The organism is Shewanella sp. Isolate8, assembly GCF_022398495.1.
Lineage (GTDB): Bacteria > Pseudomonadota > Gammaproteobacteria > Enterobacterales > Shewanellaceae > Shewanella > Shewanella aquimarina.
The window spans coordinates 987,505-1,012,645 of sequence record NZ_JAKEVI010000001.1 but is presented as its reverse complement, the minus strand read 5'-3'; the positions used below and the strand labels follow the sequence as shown (position 1 = coordinate 1,012,645).

Annotated in this window: 23 protein-coding genes; 3 read left to right on the top strand and 20 right to left on the bottom strand. The window is 44.2% G+C overall.

Features of this window, described 5'->3' with window-relative positions:
- Positions 1-11: 11 nt before the first annotated feature.
- The 12 genes from L1D43_RS04395 to rfaH form a co-directional block, all read right to left on the bottom strand.
- Positions 12-788, bottom strand: a complete 777-nt coding sequence (locus L1D43_RS04395) for a hypothetical protein (RefSeq protein WP_239850084.1) — start codon at positions 786-788, stop codon at positions 12-14.
- Positions 789-886: 98 nt separating this feature from the next.
- Positions 887-1,936, bottom strand: coding sequence for an O-antigen ligase family protein (locus L1D43_RS04390; protein WP_239850083.1), 1,050 nt, complete (start codon positions 1,934-1,936; stop codon positions 887-889).
- A 226-nt stretch (positions 1,937-2,162) separates the two neighbouring features.
- A complete protein-coding gene (locus tag L1D43_RS04385; protein ID WP_239850082.1) occupies positions 2,163-3,053 on the bottom strand; it encodes a glycosyltransferase family 2 protein in 891 nt (296 codons plus the stop codon).
- A complete protein-coding gene (locus tag L1D43_RS19845; RefSeq protein WP_275659046.1) occupies positions 3,043-3,567 on the bottom strand; it encodes an acyltransferase in 525 nt (174 codons plus the stop codon). The genes L1D43_RS04385 and L1D43_RS19845 overlap by 11 nt, the downstream gene beginning before the upstream one ends.
- A gap of 4 nt (positions 3,568-3,571) precedes the next feature.
- A complete protein-coding gene (locus L1D43_RS04375) occupies positions 3,572-5,017 on the bottom strand; it encodes a hypothetical protein (RefSeq protein WP_239850081.1) in 1,446 nt (481 codons plus the stop codon).
- Entirely contained in the window at positions 5,007-5,552 is a 546-nt protein-coding gene (rfbC, locus tag L1D43_RS04370; RefSeq protein WP_239850080.1) for a dTDP-4-dehydrorhamnose 3,5-epimerase, read from the bottom strand. The genes L1D43_RS04375 and rfbC overlap by 11 nt, the downstream gene beginning before the upstream one ends.
- An 8-nt stretch (positions 5,553-5,560) precedes the next feature.
- Positions 5,561-6,433: a dTDP-4-dehydrorhamnose reductase gene (gene rfbD, locus L1D43_RS04365; RefSeq protein ID WP_239850079.1), complete on the bottom strand. Its 873-nt coding sequence runs from the start codon at positions 6,431-6,433 to the stop codon at positions 5,561-5,563.
- An 11-nt stretch (positions 6,434-6,444) separates the two neighbouring features.
- Entirely contained in the window at positions 6,445-7,314 is an 870-nt protein-coding gene (gene rfbA, locus L1D43_RS04360; RefSeq protein ID WP_239850078.1) for a glucose-1-phosphate thymidylyltransferase RfbA, read from the bottom strand.
- On the bottom strand, positions 7,314-8,411 hold the full coding sequence (gene rfbB, locus L1D43_RS04355) for a dTDP-glucose 4,6-dehydratase (RefSeq protein WP_239850077.1): 1,098 nt from the start codon (positions 8,409-8,411) through the stop codon (positions 7,314-7,316). The genes rfbA and rfbB overlap by 1 nt, the downstream gene beginning before the upstream one ends.
- Positions 8,412-8,629: 218 nt before the next feature.
- Positions 8,630-9,604 carry a Wzz/FepE/Etk N-terminal domain-containing protein gene (locus L1D43_RS04350; protein ID WP_239850076.1) on the bottom strand — a complete coding sequence of 325 codons (975 nt, stop codon included), beginning with the start codon at positions 9,602-9,604 and terminating at the stop codon, positions 8,630-8,632.
- 85 nt (positions 9,605-9,689) lie between these two features.
- Complete coding sequence (locus tag L1D43_RS04345; protein ID WP_239850075.1) at positions 9,690-12,425, bottom strand: SLBB domain-containing protein; 2,736 nt, start codon at positions 12,423-12,425, stop codon at positions 9,690-9,692.
- A 705-nt stretch (positions 12,426-13,130) separates the two neighbouring features.
- Positions 13,131-13,658 (bottom strand): transcription/translation regulatory transformer protein RfaH, encoded by a 528-nt coding sequence (gene rfaH / locus L1D43_RS04340; protein ID WP_239850074.1) that lies wholly within the window; start codon positions 13,656-13,658, stop codon positions 13,131-13,133.
- A gap of 575 nt (positions 13,659-14,233) precedes the next feature.
- On the opposite strand from rfaH, the gene L1D43_RS04335 reads away from it, so the two are divergent.
- Positions 14,234-15,703, top strand: coding sequence for a peptide MFS transporter (locus tag L1D43_RS04335; RefSeq protein WP_239850073.1), 1,470 nt, complete (start codon positions 14,234-14,236; stop codon positions 15,701-15,703).
- A gap of 127 nt (positions 15,704-15,830) precedes the next feature.
- Here L1D43_RS04335 and L1D43_RS04330 read toward each other — a convergent pair whose 3' ends face one another.
- Both L1D43_RS04330 and L1D43_RS04325 read right to left on the bottom strand, forming a co-directional pair.
- Positions 15,831-16,934, bottom strand: coding sequence for a response regulator (locus L1D43_RS04330; protein WP_041510657.1), 1,104 nt, complete (start codon positions 16,932-16,934; stop codon positions 15,831-15,833).
- Between the two features lie 130 nt (positions 16,935-17,064).
- Complete coding sequence (locus L1D43_RS04325) at positions 17,065-17,847, bottom strand: VacJ family lipoprotein (RefSeq protein WP_239850072.1); 783 nt, start codon at positions 17,845-17,847, stop codon at positions 17,065-17,067.
- A 188-nt stretch (positions 17,848-18,035) separates the two neighbouring features.
- On the opposite strand from L1D43_RS04325, the gene L1D43_RS04320 reads away from it, so the two are divergent.
- Together L1D43_RS04320 and L1D43_RS19840 are read left to right on the top strand one after the other, a co-directional pair.
- Positions 18,036-20,177: a hypothetical protein gene (locus L1D43_RS04320; RefSeq protein WP_239850071.1), complete on the top strand. Its 2,142-nt coding sequence runs from the start codon at positions 18,036-18,038 to the stop codon at positions 20,175-20,177.
- Positions 20,177-20,557, top strand: a complete 381-nt coding sequence (locus L1D43_RS19840) for an EscU/YscU/HrcU family type III secretion system export apparatus switch protein (RefSeq protein ID WP_275659045.1) — start codon at positions 20,177-20,179, stop codon at positions 20,555-20,557. Before L1D43_RS04320 ends, L1D43_RS19840 begins: the two co-directional genes overlap by 1 nt.
- A gap of 29 nt (positions 20,558-20,586) precedes the next feature.
- On the opposite strand, the gene L1D43_RS04310 is transcribed toward L1D43_RS19840, so the two are convergent.
- The 6 genes from L1D43_RS04310 to L1D43_RS04285 form a co-directional block, all read right to left on the bottom strand.
- Positions 20,587-20,988: a DUF2802 domain-containing protein gene (locus L1D43_RS04310; protein WP_239851040.1), complete on the bottom strand. Its 402-nt coding sequence runs from the start codon at positions 20,986-20,988 to the stop codon at positions 20,587-20,589.
- Between the two features lie 110 nt (positions 20,989-21,098).
- Positions 21,099-21,593 carry a chemotaxis protein CheW gene (locus tag L1D43_RS04305; protein ID WP_011865192.1) on the bottom strand — a complete coding sequence of 165 codons (495 nt, stop codon included), beginning with the start codon at positions 21,591-21,593 and terminating at the stop codon, positions 21,099-21,101.
- Positions 21,594-21,600: 7 nt separating this feature from the next.
- Positions 21,601-22,653 (bottom strand): chemotaxis protein CheW, encoded by a 1,053-nt coding sequence (locus L1D43_RS04300; RefSeq protein WP_239850070.1) that lies wholly within the window; start codon positions 22,651-22,653, stop codon positions 21,601-21,603.
- Entirely contained in the window at positions 22,637-23,428 is a 792-nt protein-coding gene (locus L1D43_RS04295; RefSeq protein WP_239850069.1) for a ParA family protein, read from the bottom strand. Before L1D43_RS04295 ends, L1D43_RS04300 begins: the two co-directional genes overlap by 17 nt.
- 46 nt (positions 23,429-23,474) lie before the next feature.
- Positions 23,475-24,008: a membrane anchored protein in chemotaxis locus gene (locus L1D43_RS04290; RefSeq protein WP_239850068.1), complete on the bottom strand. Its 534-nt coding sequence runs from the start codon at positions 24,006-24,008 to the stop codon at positions 23,475-23,477.
- Positions 24,001-25,113, bottom strand: coding sequence for a chemotaxis response regulator protein-glutamate methylesterase (locus tag L1D43_RS04285; protein ID WP_239850067.1), 1,113 nt, complete (start codon positions 25,111-25,113; stop codon positions 24,001-24,003). The genes L1D43_RS04290 and L1D43_RS04285 overlap by 8 nt, the downstream gene beginning before the upstream one ends.
- Positions 25,114-25,141 lie beyond the last annotated feature (28 nt).

Here is a 25,141-nt window from a genome sequence, read left to right as displayed (position 1 = left end):
TTAACAACCCTCTAATACCTTCCCAAACGATTAATTATTCCATGAAAAATACCTTTTGACATATACTTAAACCTAATCAATTTCCTGTCAAATACATACAAATACACAATAAATTTTAACGGCATCTTAATCAAGGTGTTAACTTTATATTTAAAAGGTACATATTCCAATCTGAAAAGATAGAACCAATTCCGAAACGAATAGTAATATCGTATTGGGCTACCCTTTCTAATATTAATTCCTAAGAACTGAATATCGCCATCCCCAAATAAATGCCCCATAGAAATGTTAGTGTCTAATAAATTTATAAAGCCATGACTCAAAACTCTCCATGACCATTCATGATCTACAGAGTCAATGAATAACTCATCTTTCATCAAACCGCACTTTTTGATAACTCCGACACTAGTAATCGAACCAGAGGAAATCAAACAATCAAGTGCGATATAATTATTTGGCAATTGATTTATAACCCTCTCAGTTACTTTAGACTTTACAGGATACGATTCTCCTGTATTTTTATTAAAAGGTAGAGGACCTAATAGACCAGCACAAATATTTAAATGGTTAAGAGTACGATAAGACTTTGATAAATCATTGATGAAATTTTTGTTAACTCTACTATCTTGGTCAAAAAAAATGACCTCATCAGTATCACAAGTAGAGTTTTTCAAAATTTCCATTAAAGCAACATTTTGCGCTGTAGCAATACCTAGATTATCTTTTAATCCAATATATGCGAACTTATTAGCGTCATAGCCTTTGAATAAATTTAAATTGTCATCCATAGAGTTGTCGACAAAATAAGTGTAATCACTATTATCAACAATATTGTAATATTCGTTATCTTTAACATCAGGATTGTACAGTATAACAATAGAATATATCATTTATTGCCCAAGGTTTTTAACTGAAAATTATGTATGTTTGAAATATAAATATTAAAGTATAAAGGAAAAAACACTATCCACATGTAATCAAACTTTGCTAAATATGGATTACTTCCATTTGCAATCAGAAAACTGACAACACCAGCGATAACACAAAGGATAATCGTTTTATCAAAAACAGAAATACAATTTAATTTCAACTTCAAAGTAAGTGAGAATAATATATAGCATATACCAGATAAAAATATTAAACTACCAATTGTTCCATACTGAAAAAGAAATGCCAAATAGAACAACTCATAAGCCCAAGGTTGTTCCGGAGATCTTATATAATCCCCTACCGCACCCGCACCAAGACCAAGAAGAGGGTTATCTGCATAGCCATTAAATAAAGAGTAAAACTGTAAAACTCGTTCAATATTATCAACGTTACTTTCGAAGTCTATAATTGAACTAATATTATCAATAACTGTCCTAAGTTCAAAACTTGTAAACATAAAGACATAAGAAATGCATAATAAGACAAATGCAGCTAGGATAAACAATTTTTTATTCATTTTTTTTGTATACAAGCCAAAACATATTGCTAAAATAAAAACCAAACACAGGGATATAAATACTGATACAAAAAATGCTCTTCGCCCACTCAAGATAACAATGATAAACATCAAACAAACAAGTAAAAGATCCAATGAATTAGACTTATCAGAAAATAAGTAGTATGAAAAAACAAAGGGCAACAAAAACAATAGGCTACTAACGTTGGGTAGTGTGAAAACTAAATGAGAATCTCCAGCATCTATAACTGCAAGATCACTGTATACTGAATGAATGAAATCATAAAATAACTGACCATCTGCACCAAAAAAAGATAGAATGAAACCCAATTGAAGTATGACCAATGACCACGATGAAATTTTGAAAAAAACCAAAACATTATCTGCTCTCAGGTCTGTCTGGTATAGAAAACTAAAAATCAAGAAAAGTATTGGATAAAAAAACATTACAGATAATAATGGAAGTGAACCAGGGTTACCACTCAACAATCCGTAATAACTCCACAATAGACCAATAAAGCTAAAAAACAATGTGAAAAATATATTATATTTGGCATAAGAAACTTTAAACCTTTTCCGATAAAAAAATAGGAGCAAGCAGATTAATGACAATAATAGAATGCATAATTTCACAGACTGAAATACAATTGGGAATATTATGGAAAAGTACATAACAAGTGTAAAACAAAATCTTGCTAAACCATAGTCTAAACCTCTAAACATTAAACTTAAACCATGCAAAAATTAATCCGACAATACACTTTATGGAGAATATATTATATTTTAGTGCACTTTTATAATAGAACACTGCTCTATTAAAACCGCTAAATTTGTGAATAGACCTCGCCGTACTATAATAAACATTGAATTTAACCCGATCGTCTGCAATTAAAAATCTAGGTGACACAACAATTTTTTTTAAAATACCTTCTCTTTGCTTTATTTGAAATTCACTCATATCCTTTTTAGCTGACATAGACTCATGATGCCTATATGCGCAAACGAAATCATTATGAAATTTGAAATTTCCATACTCAATCACTTCTAGCCAAAGTTCCCAATCTGGAATTGTAATATCATCAAGTGAATGTAGTTTTTTCAAATTATTTTTTCTAAACATAGCAGCATGAATTGGAAATAGATTAGTTTCAAATATTTTGTTCCTATAAGAGTAATTTTCATCAGGCATATGCACAGCTGCCTCCCTAGTAATTTGAAGATTCTCATCACATATATGAGAGCGACCAAAAACTAAAGAAACATTTTCGCATGAATCAAAGGAGCGAATATAATCAACTTGTTTTTCTAGTTTAGTATTATATATAATATCATCCGCATCCAATATTACTAAAAACTCTCCTTCAGCATGATAAAAACCAACGTTTCTCGCAGTTATAGCACCTTGATTACTTTGATTGATTACTTTAACTTTTTCAGATAAATAGCTTTCTGCAATTTCCTTTGTCGAGTCAGTAGAGCCGTCATTGACAATAATTAACTCCCAATTATTATAAGTTTGATTTAAAACACTTTTGATACATTCCTCTAGGAAGCGTTCAGCATTATAAGCTGCTACAATAATACTTACTTTACCATTATTTTCCATTATTATTATGCACCCCTAATTTTTCTTGTTGTAATACGATCTTTTCAGGAGTTATTTCCGTTTCCCAATCAAAAGCGGCAACTGATAAGTTTTCACTGTTTTTATCCTGCAACTCTGTTAACGAACAAATATGCTTAGCAGGAATTCCTGCGTAAACACAAGCAGATGGAACATCTTTGGTCACTACAGAGTTAGAGCCAATAACACAATCATCACCGATTTTTACACCTGGCATAATCACAGCACCATAACCGATAAAAACTCTATTCCCAATAATGACCTCTTTAAAGATGTATTTTCCGGTGCTAGGTAATAAACAGGCATCATGTGTCAATATTACAGCCTTAGGTGCTATCACACATGAGTCCCCCATCTTTATCAGTTGGGGAGCGATTCCGTCAAGATTATCTAAGGAGTATTGACAATTCTTACCTATTCTTAAATTTTTATATTTAATACTTGTATCATTATTTATTTTTCTCAAAACAATTTTAACCAACTTCATTAAAGTCATTATTCTACCTTTTAAAAAAAACAGTCTGAAAATCTTCAGATAATTTACGAAAATGATACACATTAAGAATTAAAGTGAAATAAATAAAAACAACTCCGATAAAGACTATCAATTTAAAAATAAAACTAGCGTTATCGAATAGAAGAGGGGAAAATAGAGCAGCAATCACAAATAAGTTTAATATACTTCCTGAATGTCTTATTCTACTATAGGGGTTTTCGTAGTAAATATATTTTATCTCATTAAAATAAAAAATCTGAGATAGAACAACTCCAATCAACATTGAAAGTGGGATAGCTAAAACACTAAAATATTGAAATAAAGCAATGCATAAAAAAAATGTTAGCGATGCATTTAACAGATACATTCCAGATGATTTCCGTACACTGTTATTTGTTATAAAAAAAAGTGAATACACTCTAGAATTACCTAACAAGATAAATGTACATGCAGATAAAGAATAAAAAATATATCCAGGAAATAACTCAGCCTTTGAAATAATCAATTGTAATTCAGAAGAAAAAAACAATATAAATAATGTGGATAGAAATGTGATAACACTTACAACAAATAGACCAATGAATGTCTTATTTTTTTTACTAATTACTTTGTCATTTTTGGCTAGTACTGGAAAAAGTATTGCACAAAATGGATTAATAAAAACTCCCCCTAACAAAGCAATTGACATGCTGACGCCATAAACAGTTAGTTGTTCTAAGTTTCCTAAGTGCGGAATAATAAGTCGACCATTATTATTAATAAGCCAGATTGCAAGTACTGATAAAATTAGCGCCAAAGCCATTTCAAAGTTTTCACGTAGCCAACACAATGGCTTTACAACAGATCTGATATAAAATATTTGTCTAGAGTATTTCACGCCTATCAATAACAATAGTAACTCAAACATTATCATCATTACCAGAACCAACTCCAAAGAGTTATATACAAATCCTATGATAATTGAAAGTAATTGCCCTGAGTATTGCAACAACTGATACTTAGCGTAAGAAATTAAATCACCTTGTGATTGAAAATAAATTAAATTTCGACAACTCAATATATATACTGTTGAATACAACATAAAAAAATACACATAAATTATACCGATCTCACTTCCCCACATTCTGAACATATAAAATTCAGGCACCAGCAAACCTATAGTTAGGAAAAATAAAATAGATACATATGTAACGATATTTAGACCGAAAGAATAAATTTCTGAATTTAAAGAGTTAATCGCACTTTTTACAAATGGCCCATCAAAACTAAAAATAGATACTTGATATAACATTGCCGCGAAGACTGCTATTTGGGTAACTACCACATACTCAACATTACCCATTAAAACCAGTAGTTTAATAGAAACTAAACCTTTTGTTATCGCAAAAATAATACTCAATATTTGATAAAAAAAAGGGTTTCTAGACAGACTTTTAATGCTACAACCCATTAACATTGTCCATTGGTTGAGCCAATTTATCTTTCGTTGAAAGAATTGGAGTTCCTATTATAGGCCAAGATATATTGAGGTTAGTGTCATTCCAAATGATAGAGCTTTCAGAGTTAGGGTCATAATAATTCGTACATTTATAAACAAATTCTGCTTCATCACTAGTGACATAAAAACCGTGCGCAAACCCTTCCGGAACCCATAATTGGCGTTTGTTTTCTGCTGAAAGGTATTCACCCACCCATTGACCAAAAGTAGGTGAACCTTTGCGAATGTCCACCGCCACATCAAACACTTCACCAGAAATCACACGGACCAATTTGCCTTGGGTGTTTTCAGTTTGGTAATGCAACCCTCGCAAGATGCCCTTTTTCGATTTTGAATGGTTGTCTTGCACAAATTGAGTTGGCTTACCTGTCACTAACTCTTCAAAACGCTTTTGGTTCCATGTTTCCATAAAGAAACCACGTTCGTCACCAAACACGGTTGGCTCAATAATTTTTACGTCAGGAATTTTGGTATCAATAACTTTCATAATTTTAACTACTTATAAGCATGAATATTGTTTAATGCGGCATTCCAATCACTTGGCTTAATACCAAACTGATTTTCTATTCTTCTGCAATCTAGGCGAGAATTTGCAGGACGTTTGGCCGGGGTTGGATAGGATGAGGTTGGAATTGCCGAAAGCTTAGGTTGCCCGGTGAGCAACTCACGCTGCTCTGCGGCTTGAAATATTGCGCTGGCAAAATCAAACCAACTGGCGTAAGGCATACCAGAAAAGTGATAAACCCCCCACTTGGCCTGCTTACCTTGCTCTAGATGTTGCACCATTGCAATCAATGCATCGGCAATATCACCGGCATAAGTAGGGCCGCCGAACTGGTCGCCTACAATGCTCAGTTCATCACGGCATTGTGCTAAGCGCAGCATGGTTTTTACAAAGTTATTGCCGTGTTCACCAAATACCCAAGCGGTACGTAAAATCAAATGCTCAGGGCAGCTTTCTGCGACGGCTTGCTCACCCGCCAGTTTGCTTTGCCCATAAATACCTTGAGGTTCGGTGCTGTCGCTTTCTTGATAAGGCTTATCGCCCATACCATCAAACACATAGTCGGTAGAAATGTGCAGCATCACCGCGCCACACTCTTTTGCCGCTTGTGCTAAATAACTTGGCCCATCGCGGTTAATCGCATACGAAAGCTCAACCTCTTGTTCAGCACGGTCAACTGCTGTGTGTGCCGCAGCATTAATAATATAATTGGGTTGAAACTCTGCCACAGTATTTAGCACCGCGTCATGATCAGTAATGTCTAATCCTTCATAATCTAACGCCAGTACTTCTGCTTGCTTGGTTAAACGCTCTGTCAAGCAGTGACCCACTTGGCCGTTACACCCGGTAATTAATACTTTCATCACGTGCCCTGCTACTTAATTAACGACTGTAAATACTGACCATAAGCATTTTTCAGCATCGGCTTGGCAATAGTCATTAGCTCGTCATTTGATAGCCAGCCATTGCGCCAAGCAATCTCTTCTAAACAGGCAACTTTTAGGCCTTGTACATTTTCAATGGTTTGCACAAATGAAGATGCCTCATGTAAACTTTCGTGAGTACCGGTATCCAGCCATGCAAAACCACGACCTAATAGCTCCACATTCAGCGAGCCGTCATTGAGATACATTTCATTAAGAGTTGTGATCTCAAGTTCTCCGCGATCAGAAGGTTTAACTTGCTTTGCCATATCCACTACTCGGTTATCGTAAAAATACAAACCGGTGACTGCATAGTTGGATTTTGGCTCAAGTGGTTTCTCTTCTATAGATACCGCCTTCATGTTTTCATCGAATTCCACCACACCAAAACGCTCTGGATCTTTCACTTGATAGCCAAATACTGTTGCCGCCCCTTGGGTACTAAATTCGCAGGCACGCTTTAATTGCTGGCTAAATGACTGGCCGTAGAAAACATTGTCACCCAGCACTAAGCAAACGCTGTCGTCCCCAATAAAATCTTCACCGATCAAGAAAGCTTGTGCCAAGCCGTCAGGACTTGGCTGCACAGCATATTGCAAGTTAATGCCAAAATCTTGGCCATTACCTAACAAACGTTCGAAGCTATCCTTATCTTCAGGAGTTGTAATAATCAGAATATCACGAATCCCCGCTAGCATAAGCGTAGAAAGGGGATAATAAATCATCGGTTTATCGTAAACAGGTAAAAGCTGTTTAGATACACCTCGGGTCAATGGGTATAAGCGTGTTCCTGAACCGCCTGCTAAAACAATCCCTTTCATTACTTATCCCCTTCCTGTGAGCTACTGATTACGCCTAAACGTTCTCTTTGATAAGAACCGTCTTGCACACGTTGGCTCCAAACCTGATTATCAAGATACCACTGTACCGTTTTGCGAAGTCCTGTTTCAAAGGTCTCTTCAGGCAACCAATTCAGTTCATTACTCATTTTGCTGGAATCAATGGCATAACGACGGTCATGACCTGGACGATCTGTCACATAGGTAATTTGTTCTGCATAAGGGGCATCCTTAGGCATTAACTCATCTAAAATGGCACAGATAGTTTGTACTACTTCCAAATTTTGTTTTTCATTGTGACCGCCAATGTTATAGGTTTCACCAATCACACCTTCAGTAACCACCTTATATAGAGCGCGTGCATGATCTTCTACGTATAGCCAATCACGGATCTGGTCACCTTTGCCATAAACAGGCAATGACTTGCCTTCTAATGCATTCAAAATCACTAGAGGGATAAGTTTTTCAGGGAAGTGGTAAGGACCATAATTATTTGAGCAATTGGTCACAATTGTTGGCAAACCATACGTGCGTAACCAAGCGCGAACAAGATGATCACTAGATGCTTTCGATGCCGAATACGGACTACTAGGAGCATAAGGAGTGGTTTCAGTGAATAAGGGTAACTCGTCTGAATTTTGCACTTCATCTGGATGAGGTAAGTCACCATAAACCTCATCAGTAGAAATATGATGAAAACGAAAGGCTGTCTTTTTATCTGCAGATAGCTCGTTCCAATAAGCACGAGTCGCTTCAAGAAGGGTGTAAGTACCAACGATATTGGTTTGAATAAAGTCAGCTGGACCTGTAATTGAACGGTCTACATGAGACTCAGCAGCTAGGTGCATAACAGCATCTGGCTTGTGCTCATTAAAGAGCCTATCTAGTTCAGCGCGATCGCAAATATCAACTTGCTCAAAAGCGTATCTTTCATCTTTATCTATGCTTACGAGTGACTCAAGATTGCCAGCGTAAGTTAACTTGTCGACATTAATTACGCTATCTTGTGTATTGTTGATAATATGACGAACGACCGCAGAGCCGATAAATCCGGCTCCACCTGTGACTAGAATCTTCATTTTTTACTACCAAATTTGATGAGTTTAGCCATGCTAAATGGCTATTTAGGAATGATAAATTTCACTTAAGGATCTCAGACTTTCAAACCCAGCTGAGACACTTTTTATCCATTTTGAGACAATCGAAAATTCGTTATCCCTTGTAGAGCCTAGGTTTTACCGCTTTTCTGCTCTATATTTAACAGCGGTGGTTCCCATAGGCCCATAAAAATTTTGCTCTAACTTTCTTTTCTTACAAAATGTCTTATAAGAACCAACATTACAGCTAACATACTACCTAGCATGGTACCCAATACGCATATTAGTGCACGTTTTGGCTTAGCCTTTTCTTCAGGCACTAAAGCAGGGTCGATCGTTTTAAATACGTATTCATCTCGTACTTCAGCAAACATGATGGTTTTAGCTTGTTCTTCGATTAGCTTGTAAAGAATAGAGCGAATGTCAGCAACATTAGTTTGTGCAATTTGCCTGTTTAAAAAGTCGCTGCTGCGAATTGCCTCTGCAACATCACGCTCTTTCATCACCTTGTTAATATCTTCTACTAGCCAATTTACCCATTGCTGAGCTATCGCAGGCGACAGATGCTCTACCGATACAGTTACCATTCCCGTATCCTTTGCTGAACTGACGCTAACTATCTTGCTAAATTCTTTAAAAGCTTCCTGCATTGATGGTTCTGGCTTAAAAGGGGCTTTAAATTCTCTTACCCATTTTTTTGATGCTGCATCATATAACTCGCTATCATATACAATGCTGTTATCTGCCATGCTCCATTTTTCTGCGGCCATTAAGTCAGGTAACAGATTGTGCTTTTGAATAAAATCACTCGCAAACTGACGCGATTTCATCACTTCGATAGCCATCTGAGTCTTATCGACTCCACCACCGCCACCTAGGTTAATGCCCGCCATACTGGCTAAACCACCAAACTGAGAAGCAAGCGCACTTAAACCGCCGCCTTGCTCCTCACTCGCAGGAGCTAAAAGCGCCTCGGATTTATAGATATTAGGTTGCAAAATGGCAAAAATAACTGAGCCTATGGCAAACAGGGCTGTTATCGCAATAATTTGCCATTTACCTTGCCAGATAACCGAAAACAGTTCTCTAAGGTCTATTTCATCATTAGCTTGTCGTACCTGGGCGCGCATATCGGAAAATTGGGCATTGCTATAGTTTTTTATCTCGGTGGACATAGAATTTGTGTCTCTGAGTCTCATTATCCTAAAAAGAAACAAAGCACTTTGATAACTAAGCTCATCAAAGTGCTCATATTAAAGCCTATAACTTGGCAATAGTGGCCAATGCAACAGCGCTGTTATAAATAATGCCGGTAACCTGGGTCCAGAGTGTAAGGTTATCTTTATACTCTGTATCCAACGGTACAATAATGGTGTCACCAGGATTTAGCTCTGTATTACTGCTAAACCACATTGAGCGATTTGGCAGGAGCACTGAACCATTTGCCTTAATAATGTATGTTCTATCTTCATCCGCGCGCTCTCTGGCACCACCGGACATCTCAAGATACTGATCTAACGTTAAGCCTACTTTAAACCTATGCGTGGCCGCATGCTGTACCTCACCCATTACCGCAATCGTCTGCTTAACCGACGGTACATAAAGAATATCCTGATCTTCAAGCTGAATATCGGCCTGTTCGATACCAATCGATATGGCAGACAAATCAACAACCAAACGACCTACCGCCTTGATGTTTTCAAGGTCGGTTAACATCATCTGTGCATCACTGTAATTCACCACATTGCCATCTTTGGAAACGCCGCGAGTAGCAATATCTCGGCGTAGTTGATCGGCAAGCTTCTTAATTTCAAGCTGCTCTTGCTGACGTACCGACTCACGAACAAACACAGAAGACGGTAGGTAGGCATACTGAGTAAAACCACCTGCACGATCTATAACATCGGCAAGCGTTTCACCACGACGAATGTTATACATCCCGGGGAACTTGACCTCACCACGAATCTCAACAGCCTTATTTTCCTGCCAGTCAGGCGTTGTCATTACCGTCAGAATATCTCGGGAACTTAGCGCCACATTGGATTCATCAATACCTGCCAATGCATCATCCAAATTAACACTTGAATGGTTAACACTAGAGTCTTCGCTACCTATTACTGTAGTCGTTAATTCTGCTCGAGCTGTATAAGCTCCTTCAACCAATCCGCCTGCAGCTATGACTAAGTCTCTAACCTTAGCCCCTTGCGAAAGGGGATACACACCAGGATGACGTACCTTACCGCTGATGGCGACAACTTGCGTGCCTTTATCTGAGTTACCCTGAGCAGCTAGCTGTGCAACAACTGGATAAAGCAGCTCGCTGCGATTCATAGACCCACTGAGCTTTATTAGTTCCTTATCCTCAAATAGGTTAGCCAGCATCTTGTTGACTTCACCCTTAACGAGCTGCTCTTTATCATCAGGCGCTTCTTTAGCGACAACGACACCACCGATTTGAGTACGCTCAGAAAGTTGCATCTTATCGAGCTGAGAGAAGCCAGCCTTAAACAGATCGTTACCCACAAGGCTATCACCGGTAAGTGAGGTAACCTTTTTAACTCTCTGTTTAACCAACTTATTAAGCTCGTAACGATTTTGAATATCATCGCTATAATTGAACAGCATGACCTTATCGCGTGGTGCTAATAACAAATCTTGCGTGACATCTTTTTCTGCTATGGCGCGGCTAGGAGAAAATTGAAGTACCTTAACCTTTCCATAACGATTCACCTCTCTCACAATGATCGCATAATTGAGATCGGCTGAAATCGAAAGATCCCCCCAAAGTGATGGCAGAAGATCGCTAACTTTTTGGCCATCAAACCATTGATATTTGCCTGGTCGAACAACAGCACCAACTACGGTAATGGCATCCTCAAACTGACTAGATGCACTTTTTACGCGAATAAAATCACCGGCCTGGGCCTTTGTTGATTTACCTTTTGCAGACGTTAAATCGACATTCACGATACTGCGAAGGCCATTGCTATTATATCGCTCTATGCTACTACTCTTAGGATAAGCACCAGGCTTTACGCCTGCTGCCATAGCGACGATATCGGCAACTGTCTCGTTACGTTTTAGCTCGTAGATAGCAGGGCGACGCACTTCACCGGTAATACTAACCAGTCCACCTACAGGAGGAATAAATACTACATCACCTGAACGCAAACGTATGTCTCCCGACGCATCACCTCGCATCAGAAGATCGTACAGATCCATGCTGCCGACTAGCTTGCCATTACGCTTGACCTGAATGTTACGCAGTGAACCGATCTCGTTCACCCCACCGGCGACAAATAACGCCTGGGTGATAGTAGACAGACTCGAGACGGTATAAGAACCTGGCTTATAGGCATCACCGGCGATAAAGATACGAATAGAGCGCAGCTCACCCATGGTGATATTCGATTCAATCCCTATCATCTGCTGAGAAATACGGTGACTCAGAGACTCTCTAAGCTCGGCAAAACTTAATCCAGCGACCGAGATTGGACCGAGTTCGGGAAATTGAACACTTCCCTCTCGATTAATAACTAAATCATACTCTTTATTCTCTTTACCAAAGAGTTGCACCTTAACCCTGTCACCAGGACCGACCAAGTACTCTGCAGGAACTGGTACGTCGGAGACGGGAGCAAAGGTAGTCGGCTCTCCTTGAAAAAGCTCGTAGCCAAATCGTGCTAGCTGCTTCTTCTGTTCATCCTGTGAGAAATTAAGCTCATTAGCCGCATCGTGGGAATGATCAACCACTTCATTAGTTGCACGAGGCTGGACAACCTGCGGACTATCGAGGTTTTGCTGTGAGGCACTCGCGCCACCGAGCATCGCAGGATCGATTCCATACTGACGTGCAAGTCTTTGCTGCTCGGAAGCTGGCAGATTTTTAAACTGCTCTATCATTTGCGGCGAAGGCGTGATCGCCTGCACCTGGGTCCCCACCAAAAACAGTGCGGCAACCGCTGTTATAATGACTTTTTTGGTTCGTTGTAACACCGATAATCTCCATTGATAAAGGCAAGGTCTAAATAAAACGTTCCGGCTTAAGCAGATAAAATCTAAGACATTTACTGGCATTCGGACACGATACAGGACCGCGTGGCGGCGATCTGACTCAGTACATCCTATACTTCACTCTTTGGGCCAGCTAAAGCTGTTAATGCTTGTTCCTGACAATCATCTTCGGCAATCGCTTAACGAATACTATCTCAAAATGCTTAGTGTTCATTCGATGCCCCGCGGGCACGCTACCGCCCATAGGTTACGGCTCCCAACATGCCCTTCGCCACGCGAAATCTAACTTTTAAATCACTCTTTACTAAAATACTTTGGTTAAGATGCCCTACAAAATGACACATTAAACAAAGTACTTTTGCGCTATCTTGAAGAAAAGCGATTCATTGTACTGGAACAAAATGACAATTACTGCTCATATACTCGTCAATCGTTTAATACAATCGAATGCGGTAAGTACAATCAGCTTAAAATCACTCAATACAGTCCTTCAACGACCAAAATCTGTTACCGAATAACCAAAATGCCAACAAAACGGGAAGATTAATCTAACAACAAATCGCGCGTTATAGCAGATCTCTTACAAAGATTAGCGCCAACGACCTACTTCTTATCCCTTATAAACGTCTAGCTTTTGCTTCAAAGAGCTATTTGACCAATCAGAAGCTACCCAATCGGCTACCTTTCTCAAATACCCTTGATACTGGCCCTCGAGACAGACACCCTCTTTTGCTGCCCCATGATCTCAAACAAGATGTGACAACGCTTATCGCCGCTCTCCTCTTCAAAGATCCCTTCAAGTTCCTTAAATGGTCCATCGACGAACTTCACCTTGTCACCGACAACCAAAGCCTGCTCACCGTTATTCGCTTGCATAGTGTCACTTGGTAGCTGCAGAGCATTTAGCATCTTAGCCTCACGCATCTTGATAGAGTGCACTATGGCATCGTTTATCGCCGTCATCTCCTCACGACAACCTATGATTCGAGACACGCCTCGCGTCGAATGTATCTTACTAACGCTAATCTCAAGCGGGTCGAAATAGATAAACAGGTAACAGGGAAACAGCGGCAGACGCTTAACACTGGTCTTGCCGGCCTTGGTGATCTGTTGTGGGAGAGTGGGCAGGTAAGTCTCTATCTGTTGCAATGCAAGATTTTGCTGCGCGCGCGTTTCGCCGCGAGGTTTGCAATACACAAGATACCAAGACTTCATAATTTCCTTAAGAACCTATTTTTATCGTTAGCTAACACTTAATCACCGCTATGGCTGACACCAATGCGGCCTTACTATCACAACTACTGTGTTTGCAAGACGCTTAGAATAACGCGCAATGCAAAGATAACGAGATAATTCAGGTGACATCCAATTCACGGCCGAAATCATAGCAAATACTCTAGGGCAAAGAAAAGAGCGTTTTTCCTCTATTTCACCTACCCACTGCGTCATCATCAGTTAAATCTTTGGATCATCGCGAAGAGGCGCAATCAGTCATCCCTAAGCCCCTCCAACCAGTGATGATTTGTTGGTCAGTTAGCCCAGGTAAATTGACTTTTAGGCGATGAAAAGGGTATATAAGGTGGGTTTGATAAAATTTAATACCCTAAATATTAAAATATAATAAATTCTCGCAACAAACTTAGAACGCGGCAAGGACGATTGGTCAACATTTTCATTGAGTTAGACTAATCAAGCGCCTCTATTCAACAAGCGAGCTATATTAGCAACAACCATTTTTCTACATAGTTTTTGTTATGTAGGCAATCACAAGCTGAAGGTGGAAGACTTACATGAGTGCAGCAAAACCCCAAGGTACGATGCTCGGCCATCCTAAGGGACTGTTCCTGTTGTTTACAACTGAGTTATGGGAACGTTTCAGTTACTATGCGATGCGAGCCATCCTGGTACTATATCTCGTCGACGCAGTCCAATCACAAGGTGGTCATGGTCTAGGTTGGACCCAGGCCGACGCCCTAAATCTTTACGGTACATTCACAGGTCTTGTTTACCTAACGCCCCTCATCGGTGGTTGGCTCGCCGATACCTTCTTAGGTCAACGTAAAGCCATCATCATAGGTGGCGCCCTAATGGCCGCAGGTCAATTTATTCTGGGTACCCCTCATGCATGGGTACAAGGCATGGAAACAGAAGTCTTCTATGTCGGCCTAGGTGTCCTCATCTTAGGTAACGGTCTGTTCAAGCCAAACATCTCTACCATGGTAGGTGACCTGTACGAAGAAGGCGATCATCGCCGTGACGGTGCCTTCACCATCTTCTATATGGGTATTAACGTTGGTGCCTTCCTTTCAGGCATTATTGTTGGTTCGGTCGTCGCTTACTTCGATGGCAACTTCCAGGCAGGCTTCATCTGTGCCGGTATAGGTATGGTCATCTCACTGATCATCCAATTCCTGTTCGCACAAAAGCTTCTTGGCGATATTGGCCGCACTCCAGCTGCTCAACTTGAAAAGCAAAGAGCAGCCGAAAAAGGTGAAGTCCGTAAAGAGCCACTAACCAAAGTTGAGCGCGATCGCATCAAGGTGATCATGATCATGGGCCTGTTTACCATCATCTTCTGGGCTGGTTTCGAGCAAGCCGGCGGCCTGATGAACCTGTTCACCAACGACTTCACCGACCGTATGATTGGCAGTTGGGAAGTCCCAACTACTTGGTTCCAATCACTGAACGCCATGTTCATCGTTATCTTCGCCCCTGTAGTTGCCTCTATCTGGGTCCGACTGGGTGACAGAGAGCCAAACTCTCCGGTGAAATTCGCCTTAGGTCTGGTGCTGCTTGCAACAGGCTTCCTGTTCATGATCGGTGCGGTACTCGAGATGGGCGGTGACGCTAACGCTAAGTCAAGCATGTGGTGGTTAGTAGGTGCTTATTTCTTCCACACCATGGGTGAACTTTGTCTCTCTCCAATCGGCCTGTCTATGGTCACCAAGCTGGCTCCACTGCGTATCGCATCACTCATGATGGGTGCATGGTTCCTGTTTGTTGCCGCAGCAAACAAGATTGGCGGTATTATCGGTTCATTCATCGGCCATGGTGGCGAGAAAGAAGAGCAGCTAGCCAACGCTATGTCTATCTTCGCAGGCATCGCTATCACCGCTGCTCTGTCAGGCGTTATCCTCTACTTCATGGCGGATAAACTGGTTGACTGGATGCATGGCGCCGAAGATAGCCACCACACAGAAGAAGAAGCCTTAGAGGAAGAGATTGCTATTACTGCAGAGCATGAAGCAATCAAGCGCTAATGGTTTATCACCTGAAAAGAATGCTAATGGCTTATCACTAGCAAGTTAGTATCATAAAAAACGCCACATTAAGTGGCGTTTTTTATGTCTAGGATTAAGTAAAAATGAAACGATTCTTAAGAGAAAATTAAAAGCTCATCTGCACATAGCCGCCAGGGGCTACCTTGGGGCTGTAACTCAAACCAACAAACTCATCATTGAGTAACATCTCCCTATGTTCGGCGCTGCTTGAAACCACACACAGGCTCTCTCCCGGCATTAAATTTCTAAACTGAGTGCTGGGCTGGCCCCACTCTAAAATCCCCAATTGCAGCGCGTCAGGCATTGCCAGCGGCATTAACCCTTCTTCGTTGCGGATATAACACCTTAAGCCCTTACCTGCCTGCGCAATAGAAGCCCGATAATGGGTCAATTCAACGACCGCATAGACGATATCAACATAGATATCCAAGCCCGACTTGCTCATCCGCTCATTAAGGTAACTCAGCATATTGAACGGTTCGATAACGGTTTCGGTATTGTCATTACGAAAACGCTTAAGCTTCTGATTGACGAAACTCTTTAGCAGCACGCTGGCAAATGCGCAGCGATTGTCTTGAGGCTGAAAATGCGCCATATACATGATGAGGTAACGCTCTCCCACATTCACACTATCGATAAAGTAGGCGCTAACCTCATCATGTTTAAACAGGCTATAGTCAATCTTTGCCTTGGGGTAGTCGATCACAGAAGGGGGGAATAGCTGTTGCTGCACGCTCTTGGCGGCCTCGGCGTTTTGCTCGAGCAGGCTAAGGTGCTCTTCTAGCTCTTGGTATGACAACTCGTCGAGATCCTCCAGCTGCACATCTTGCTGACTCGAGCCGCCAACACACTGACGAATCGCATTCTCGATAAGGCAGAGATCATTAACCGGTTTAACCAGATAATCATTGGCGCCGACTCTAAGCGCCTCGACCACATCGGCCATTACCTGATTGCCGGAGATCACGATTGAGAGGGTATCAGGCTTACGTTTGATCATCTGCTTGAGCATATCCAGCCCACCCAGAATAGGCATGCTGAGGTCGGCCAGTACGATATCGAAATCATGCTGACTAAATCTTTCTAATCCCTGCTGACCGTCATCGGCTTCGATAACGGTCGCACCACGATTAGTCAGGAAGGCGGCCACAATGCTGCGAAATACCGGGTCATCTTCCACTAATAAAATCACTAGATCTTCTAACGCCATTAAGCTTCCCCAGGCTCGCACTCTGGCTAAGCCGCAAAATCTAGTACATCCATATACGCCTAGATAAGCAACATCTTATCGCTGATTCCTTCGCCTATTATGAAACAATGGGTTATGCGGGACACTGATGTTAATCAAGCTCTGTCATGTATTCGTCGAGCAATTCGTCATCATCAGTCGACACGGGTATGTCGCCATCATACACTTTATAGTCAAGATGCTGAAAATACGCTTCCTTAACAAAAGTGTAGGGGTCAAGTGCATTATCGACAAGTCTTTCTTGGTCAATTGCCGATGCACGCCTATGGAGGTTTTTCAGCCCCCACTTTGCCAAGGATTGCCACATGGTGAGCTCGGATAGCGGAAAATAAAGCCCGTCCACCCAATCTGAGGCGATTTCACGGGTGACATAGGGGCCTAAGAAAGGCGCCATGAAATAAGGACCGTTAGGCACGCCGTAGTAACCGAGCACCTCGTTAAACTGATCCTGTTTTCGCGCCAGGCCCATCATGTCGGCAACATCGATAACCCCAAGCAAACCTATAGTGGTATTTATGGTAAATCGCCCACCGGCATTGGCTGCCCAGCCCCACTTTCCCTGCAGGGCGTTGTTCACCATGGAGCTGGGTTCTTCGAAGTTAAGCACGAAATTGTTAACCCCCGTCTTTACCGGACGAGGCAAGATGTCGTTGTAACCGTGGGCCACAGGGCGATAGAAATACTTATCGAGAAACTGATAGTTGAAATCCCACATGGCGCGGTTAAAACCTTCCAGAGGATCACGCTCATCATTATAGATAATGGTCACTTCTGCGGCTGAGCTATCCGTTGCACTCTCATCGCTTGTGTCTGTCTGTGCCATCACCTGGGCACCAACCAATAGCAGACTCAACGCAATCCATTTACACTTCATATAAATTAGTTTCCTAATTAGTATTGAACACGGCTAAAGTCACCAGCTATTGTTGACGATAAAGTGTTAATACTAGACTACACAGTTTGGTTTTCCTTTTCAGATCGCTAAGGATACTCAGCAAAAGCGATAGGTCAAATTGAATTTTGTAATAAGACATTCATGGCGCATCAATTTGAGGTTCACATTTGAGTAATTCCCGTATCGACATGCCCGCCCCAGCTCTTTCTGGCAGTGATGCTCTCGCCCAAACAGACAAGAGCGCTCAGGCTAAAAATATTCCGGTGGAGATTGTATCGACTCCTCAGGGCGATAAGCTCAAGTTCAACCATCGCGAGCTGGCCATCACCTACCTTGACGCTAAAGATCAGCAAAACCTAAAACGAGATGCCATCCGTCTTACAGTATTGACCCAATTAAGCGCCGCCGCTAATTCAACTTCTATGATGAATGCCAGCGTGCAGGCTCAGGGGCAGCCAACTTCCCTCCCCTTACCCAAGGGGCTGGTTGCCTATATCAATGCCAACCAGATAAGTCTGGAACAGCTCACCAACTTCGCCAGTCGTCCCCAGGGCTATCCCCTCGGGGAGGTAAAAATAACGGCAAATCAGCTGTTTTTTAATGAATCGCAGCTTGTGAGATTGCCAAGTCCCTCCATTGCCGATGGCCAATACCTAGCAAAAATTGCCATAGAAAATGGACGATTGACCCTAACGCTCACCCCAAAATTAGCAGAGGTCAATCTACAACTGACCCCCACAGGTAAAGATGCGCTGATGAGCAATGCCAATTCACCCGCACTCTATCTATCACCACCGTCATCCCAAGCGCTTATCAGCAAACCCGAGTTAGCCAGTGCTTACCATCAATTAATAAATACCTTGGCAAAGACCCCCTTAACGCCTGAATCGTTAAAAGGGATCATCAGAGAGCTCACCACACTAAATCGTCCGGTTGATTCCTCATCGATTCTCATGCCAGGCAAGACATCGGCAAACGCTGCTTTGCCTAGAGACCTTATGGTTCAGATACCGCTTCCCAGCGCGCAATCGCCTGACAAGGCACCCGATAAGACAGCGGCGATTTTCGGCTCTCAGCTCGGTAAAGCACTCATCTCAACGCCAACGCCAGATAATGCCTTGCAGGCCAGTGAGTCGAAAAATCTCCAAGGGGCGCTGTTGAAAGAAATAGCCCAGAGCCGACTCTATCAAAACGTCAGCGCCATGCTCTCAAATATCAGGCTCGCAGATTTCAGGCTAACAGATAACAGGCTAACGGGAATTAGGCTCGAGGCGACGCCCCTCGAACAGGGAATGGCGAAGACTGCGGCTCAGTTACAACAGCTCAGCCCCGCCGCACTGGCTAAGCTGACGGCACTAGAGAAACAAGCGGGGCAAATTTCGGCTACAGGCACTTCGCCAGCAGCAAGAGATATAGGCCAAACGCAGTCATCCCCAAGGGGCTTACCCCCGAATGGACTCCAATCCAGTGATGTAGGGCATAGAGAGGCAGGACATAGAGGCCTCAACCTCGCACTCGGTCAGATTGCAGATAAAGCCCTACAGACACAAAAAGCCATTGCTCAGGGGCGAAACTTGCTGCAGTTAGTACAGCAACTTCTGCCACTAGCCTTTCCCAGACCCCTTAGCGAGTTAGCGAGTCCTAGCTCATTGAGACAAGAGCTTATCGATAGCCTCGCCGGCATCGCTGCCCCCCCAGCGCCTGTCGCTAGCCTCGGCAGTATCACGAGTCACGCCGGCACCATAGGCGTGCTGTTTCAGCTACTCCTTGGCAGACAGGTAAAAATGCAAACGAGCGGCAAAGCATCTAGCCAGCTCCAAGGGCTGCAACAGCTCGCCTCGGGCAGTCAGCTACTGGGTTTGCTCGAAAAGAGTGGCGGCCTAGAGTCGCTGGGCAAGTTAATATCGAATCTTTCCCTCTATCAGCAGGTGAGCAGCGACCCGCCACAATCGACAAATTGGTACTTTACCCTACCCTACATGATTGAGCACAGACACGAAGAGCTTGAGGGGCATTTCAGCCAGGACGAGCAAGAGAAAAACAGCTCCCCCCATTGGCGGCTACAGCTTAAGTTTAACCTCAGTCAGGCGGGACTTTTGATCAATGCTGACGTGAAGGATGGTCGACTGAACCTGGGTTTTACCTCTGAAGATCAGAGCCTGCTCGACCGTATCGAACAACGACTCATGGGACTCGAACAGAAGATTCAGGCCATAGGTATAACCCCAAACAAGATCCGCACTCAAGTCTCACAGGTGCCCGCCTCCTTACTTCCGGGTGAGCACTATTTGGTAAAAATAAAGGCCTAATGATGAGCTCAACAGACGATTTAGAAGACAAGTTACACGGAAATTCAGGCAATAACTCAAACAGTAACTCATACAATAACCCACACAGGCCCACTCAGGCGGCCGCCCTGCGCTACGACGGTAAATCGGCGCCGCAGATCACCGCCAAGGGGGAAGACTTAGTTGCCGAGGAGATCATTGCCATCGCCAAGGAGGCTGGCATCTACATACATCAAGATGCCAACTTGAGTAACTTTCTGCAAAAACTGGAGATAGGTGAAGAGATCCCCAAAGAGCTATATCTGCTCATCGCAGAACTCATCGCCTTCGTCTATATGCTTGACGGTAAGTTTCCTGAGCGCTGGGACAATATGCATAAGAGGATCATGCAAGAGGTGTAAGGACCAAACAATTAGCTTAAAAAAGAGACTTAACGTTTACCATGTAGACGTAGCAAAAGCTCAGCCTCGGCTTTAGGCAGCTCACACTCCTTCACCAGCTCGTCGATATCGGCGCCGAGTTCGACCATCTTCATCGCTCGGGTATAGAGCCTGGCCTGAGGTTCATCCGCGACCGTCTCATCGATGCGGGCCTCCTGCTTGGTCACACGCTTTTCGAGCTCAAGCATGCGTCGACCAACCCCTATGGTGCCGGATCTCAGTTCCTGCAGCTCCTGCTTTACTGCCTCGCGCTGTCGATCGTTCTCTTTAACCAGCAAGGTCAGGGCGTCTATCTTGGCTCTGAGTTTGTTGGTCATTTTCTGCTGATACAGCACCAAACCAAGACAGGCAACCACATACAGTAACGCCGCGATTAAGATCTCATCGCCTATCATAAATGCCGACTCCATTATTCTTTACGCCTACACTCATCTAACTCTTTTCCACCACGAAAAAAGCCATCGAACGAGGCGACGGCTTTTTATCGTCAATGGCTAAGGGTTTAAAGCTGAGCCAGTTCCATCCACTCTTCATCTGAGAGTAACTTATCGAGATCCACCAGAATGAGCAATTCATTATCGCGATTACTCACCCCTTGAATAAACTTGGCGCTCTCTTCTGTGCCCACGTTCGGCGCGTTATCTATCTCCGAGCCACGCAGATAGACCACCTCGGCGACGCTGTCGACCAGAATACCGATCACTTGCTTCTCCGCTTCGATGATCACGATACGGGTAGAATCATCCACCTCGGCAGAAGGCAGACCAAAACGCGAACGGGTATCGATCACTGTCACCACATTGCCACGAAGGTTAATGATCCCCAACACATAATGAGGAGCCCCCGGCACAGGCGCGATCTCGGTGTAACGCAACACCTCTTGCACCTGCATGACATTGATACCATAGGTTTCATTGTCTAAACGGAAGGTTACCCACTGCAACACTTCATCATCTTTACCTGCAGCAACTGCCGCGACGTTTTTTGCATCTGCCATATCAACCTCAGCCAATAGAGTCCTGACTACCTAAACCCAAATTTAATAATTCAATCAGTGCCTGCACATGTAAGATGCCGCACATCTGTTCTTTTACGACGCCAGCCAGCCAGGGGCGTTTACCCGCTTTGCTACGCCAATTAACTTCTGACTTTAAAATTTTGACGGAATTCACCAGAGACTCACAGGCCAAGCCCCAATTACTGTTCTCTAAGAGTACAATATATTGGTAATCAACAGATTGCGCCAGCTTCTCGTCGTATTTTTCCGGCATCACCCAGGCACCGGAATCGACAACATTGAGCTGCGAGTCCCTATGAGTTTGAACGCCCAGATACCAGTCTGGTCGTCCCATAATATGGTTAATTCGCTCCACCTTAACGATACCGCCTAGGCTTACCAGGGGCACGGCCAATGTAAGCCCTGCCACCTTGAAAAACAGCACCTGAAACTCTTCGTCGAGCTGCTCAATCAACTGCTCAGTCACCCCGGGCGGTGTAGCCCCGGTTTGAGTCTGCACCGAGGCTGCCAGTTCGACCTTTTCGGCAACGGCTTCCTCTTGCTTAATACTAGCCGAAGTTTCTAATTTTTCTTCTATTTTTTCCTTAACTTGCGACAAAGGTTTCGCCTGAGTGGCAGTTTCAACCTGCGCAGGCTTGGCCTCAACAATGGCCGACTTAACCTGCTCGAGCGTTTTGAGCTCCTGCTTTGTCTCAGTCTCAGTTACTGCCTCGGTTTCTGTTTCTATCTCGGTTACCGGCGCCAGCAGTTGCTCGAGCGCGAGCTTATTCAGTGGCGGCGCGGCCTGGGTTATCACTGGGCGCGACAGCGCTTGCTGAGCCTGAACCTGGGTCTGATTCTGAGTCTGGCGCTGCATTGCGGGAGCTTGGCGAGTCGCTAGCCCATCTTGATTAGCCGTCACTTTACCGCGCTTATCTTCATGCTCATCTGACGAAGCACTCTCTTTCTGAAGCTCCTCTTGCTCAGGTTCCTCTCGCTCAGGTTCCGAGAGCAGCAGCGAAAAATAATCGAAAACCGCATCGTCAGCCGAGTTTGACATGAGCAAACTCCTTGGTCAGCAGATGATCCAGCAATCTGTCATAGGCCTTTACGCCGCGAGAATGGCTGGCATAATGCGAGGCCGGCAGGTGTGCCAGGCTGGCATCACGAAACTTGGTGTCGACCGGGATAACATCAGGCCAAAGCACGTCACCGTACTCCTCCCCCAGCTGCTGTAACGCGGCTGGCGACGCCTTGGTGCGTCTGTCATACATGGTCGGGATAATGGTGTAACTGTAGTCGGTATTCTTAGAGCGTCCCATGAGTGTCATGGTTTTGACCATACGGTCTAGCCCCTTGATTGCCAAAAACTCTGTCTGTACCGGAATGATAATATGTTCGCTGGCGGCAAGCGCATTGACCATCAGCACCCCCAATACCGGCGGGCAATCGATGAGGGCGACGTCATAATGCTCATTGACTAAGCTAAGCAGGCGCTTAAGGATCAAACCCATCCCTTCCTGATGGCCGAGTGAGCGATCCAGCGTCGCCAGGGCCATGGTGGCGGGCAGCAAATCGATACCTTCAACCTTGGTAGGCACAATATGGGCAAGCACCTGCTCTTGCGTCAGACTCTTGTGCTTCAAAAACAGATCATAGAGTGAGGCGGGCACCTCTTCGGAATCTATCCCCAGATAGTAGCCCAGGGACGCATGGGGGTCAGTGTCTATCATCAAGACTCGCTTGCCCCGCTTAGCCATGGCGCCTGCCAGGCTCGCCACTGTGGTCGTCTTGCCCACGCCCCCTTTTTGATTTGCTATGGTCCAGATCTTCAAGTAAAACCCCTTAAATCGCCGCGCGTATCGCCATCAGGCTATTGTTTTAATTATCTTCGCGAGTCGTGACTCGAATGCCGCCATGGGGCAGGCTTATTACTTTAACACCATCTTTATCTTCTGACAGCTTAACCGCTTGAGATGACCCTTGACCACTCTGTTGCGCCTTATCTGTGGCGCTTGCCACCTTTTGCTCGGACTGAGATGGCACTTCCACAGGTAATAGAGGCGTTAACTCGTCCTGGCCATCAAGCGGTATGCTTTTCGCCTCACGTCTGGCAATAGACTCGGGAACCTCTGGGCCAATCTCCACCCTCACCTGGCTGCCAGGTTCCGCCTGCTTGATGATAGATTGAGTAAATTCAGGATTATTCTCCATCCAATCGGCCAAGGCCTCGGCCTGCTCGTCGGGCACCATCAAGAGTACCTGGGTCTTCTCGAGCTGAGCTATCTTATCTTCGAGCAGCCCATTCTTATGCCGCAAGTCGAGATAGAGTGATCCAGTGACTAGACAGCTGACCAACAAGAGAAAAAACAGCAACAGCACAGTGGTGCTGACGCCCTGGCGCTGCCTAGCCACGTCCACTCTCGCGTATGATGGCCTCGGCCATATCATCAAGCGCTATCGACTGACTCGAGATCCCGGCGGCGGTTACCGCCTGCGGCATACCGTAAACCACACAGCTGGCTTCATCCTGGGCCCAGATGGTTGCACCTACGCTCTTAAGCATCCGCGCCCCTTCGCGACCGTCGGCGCCCATGCCGGTCAATACCACGGCCAGTGTCTCGCCACCACTCAACTTAGAGGCCGAGGCAAAAGTAATGTCGACACAGGGCTTATAATTCATGTCGGCACTGCCCGCTACTATCTTGATGCGACCATAGCTGCCGCCGCGTTCAAGCATCATCTGCATGCCGCCGGGCGCCAAATAAGCGCAGCCTGCCCTGAGTTGATCGCCATTCTGCGCCTCTTTCACTTCGATGGCGCACAGGCCATTTAAGCGAGCCGCGAAAGCTGGAGTAAAGGCCGCCGGCATATGCTGGATCAACAAGATGGGATGAGGATAGTTGGCCGGTAGCTTAGTCAAGATACGTTGCAGCGCAACCGGGCCACCGGTCGAGGTACCGATCAGCAGCAGCTTATATTTCTTACCACTGGCTCTGGGAAGCGGCGCACTCGGGCGTGAAGCCGGACGTTGTGGCTGCACACTCTCTCTAGACGGTGCCGTCCCTGTCGTGGTGGCAGGCTTTGGCGATACACTTCGAGGCAGTATAGGTCGAAACACCCGGCGGCGACCCAATGCCTTGATACGCTGCTGCAATAAAGAGATCGCCTCATCTTTATTGGTGGCGATATCTTCAAATCGTTTAGGAAGAAAATCTAATGCACCGGCCTCCAAGGCATCCAGCGTCGCCTTGGCACCGTCATGGGTGAGAGATGAGAACATCAAAATGGGTGTGGGACACTTCGCCATGATCTCACGCACGGCACTGATACCATCCATCACAGGCATCTCGATATCCATGGTGATCACCTGTGGCTTTAACTGCTGCGCCAGCTTAACCGCTTCGGCGCCATTGGAAGCCGTGCCTATGACCTCTAAATCCGCATCCTTGGTAACAATCTCACTGACTCGACGACGAAAAAAGCTTGAATCATCGACAACTAATACTTTTATGGCCATTCAAATTCCTATCAACAGCAGGATCCTT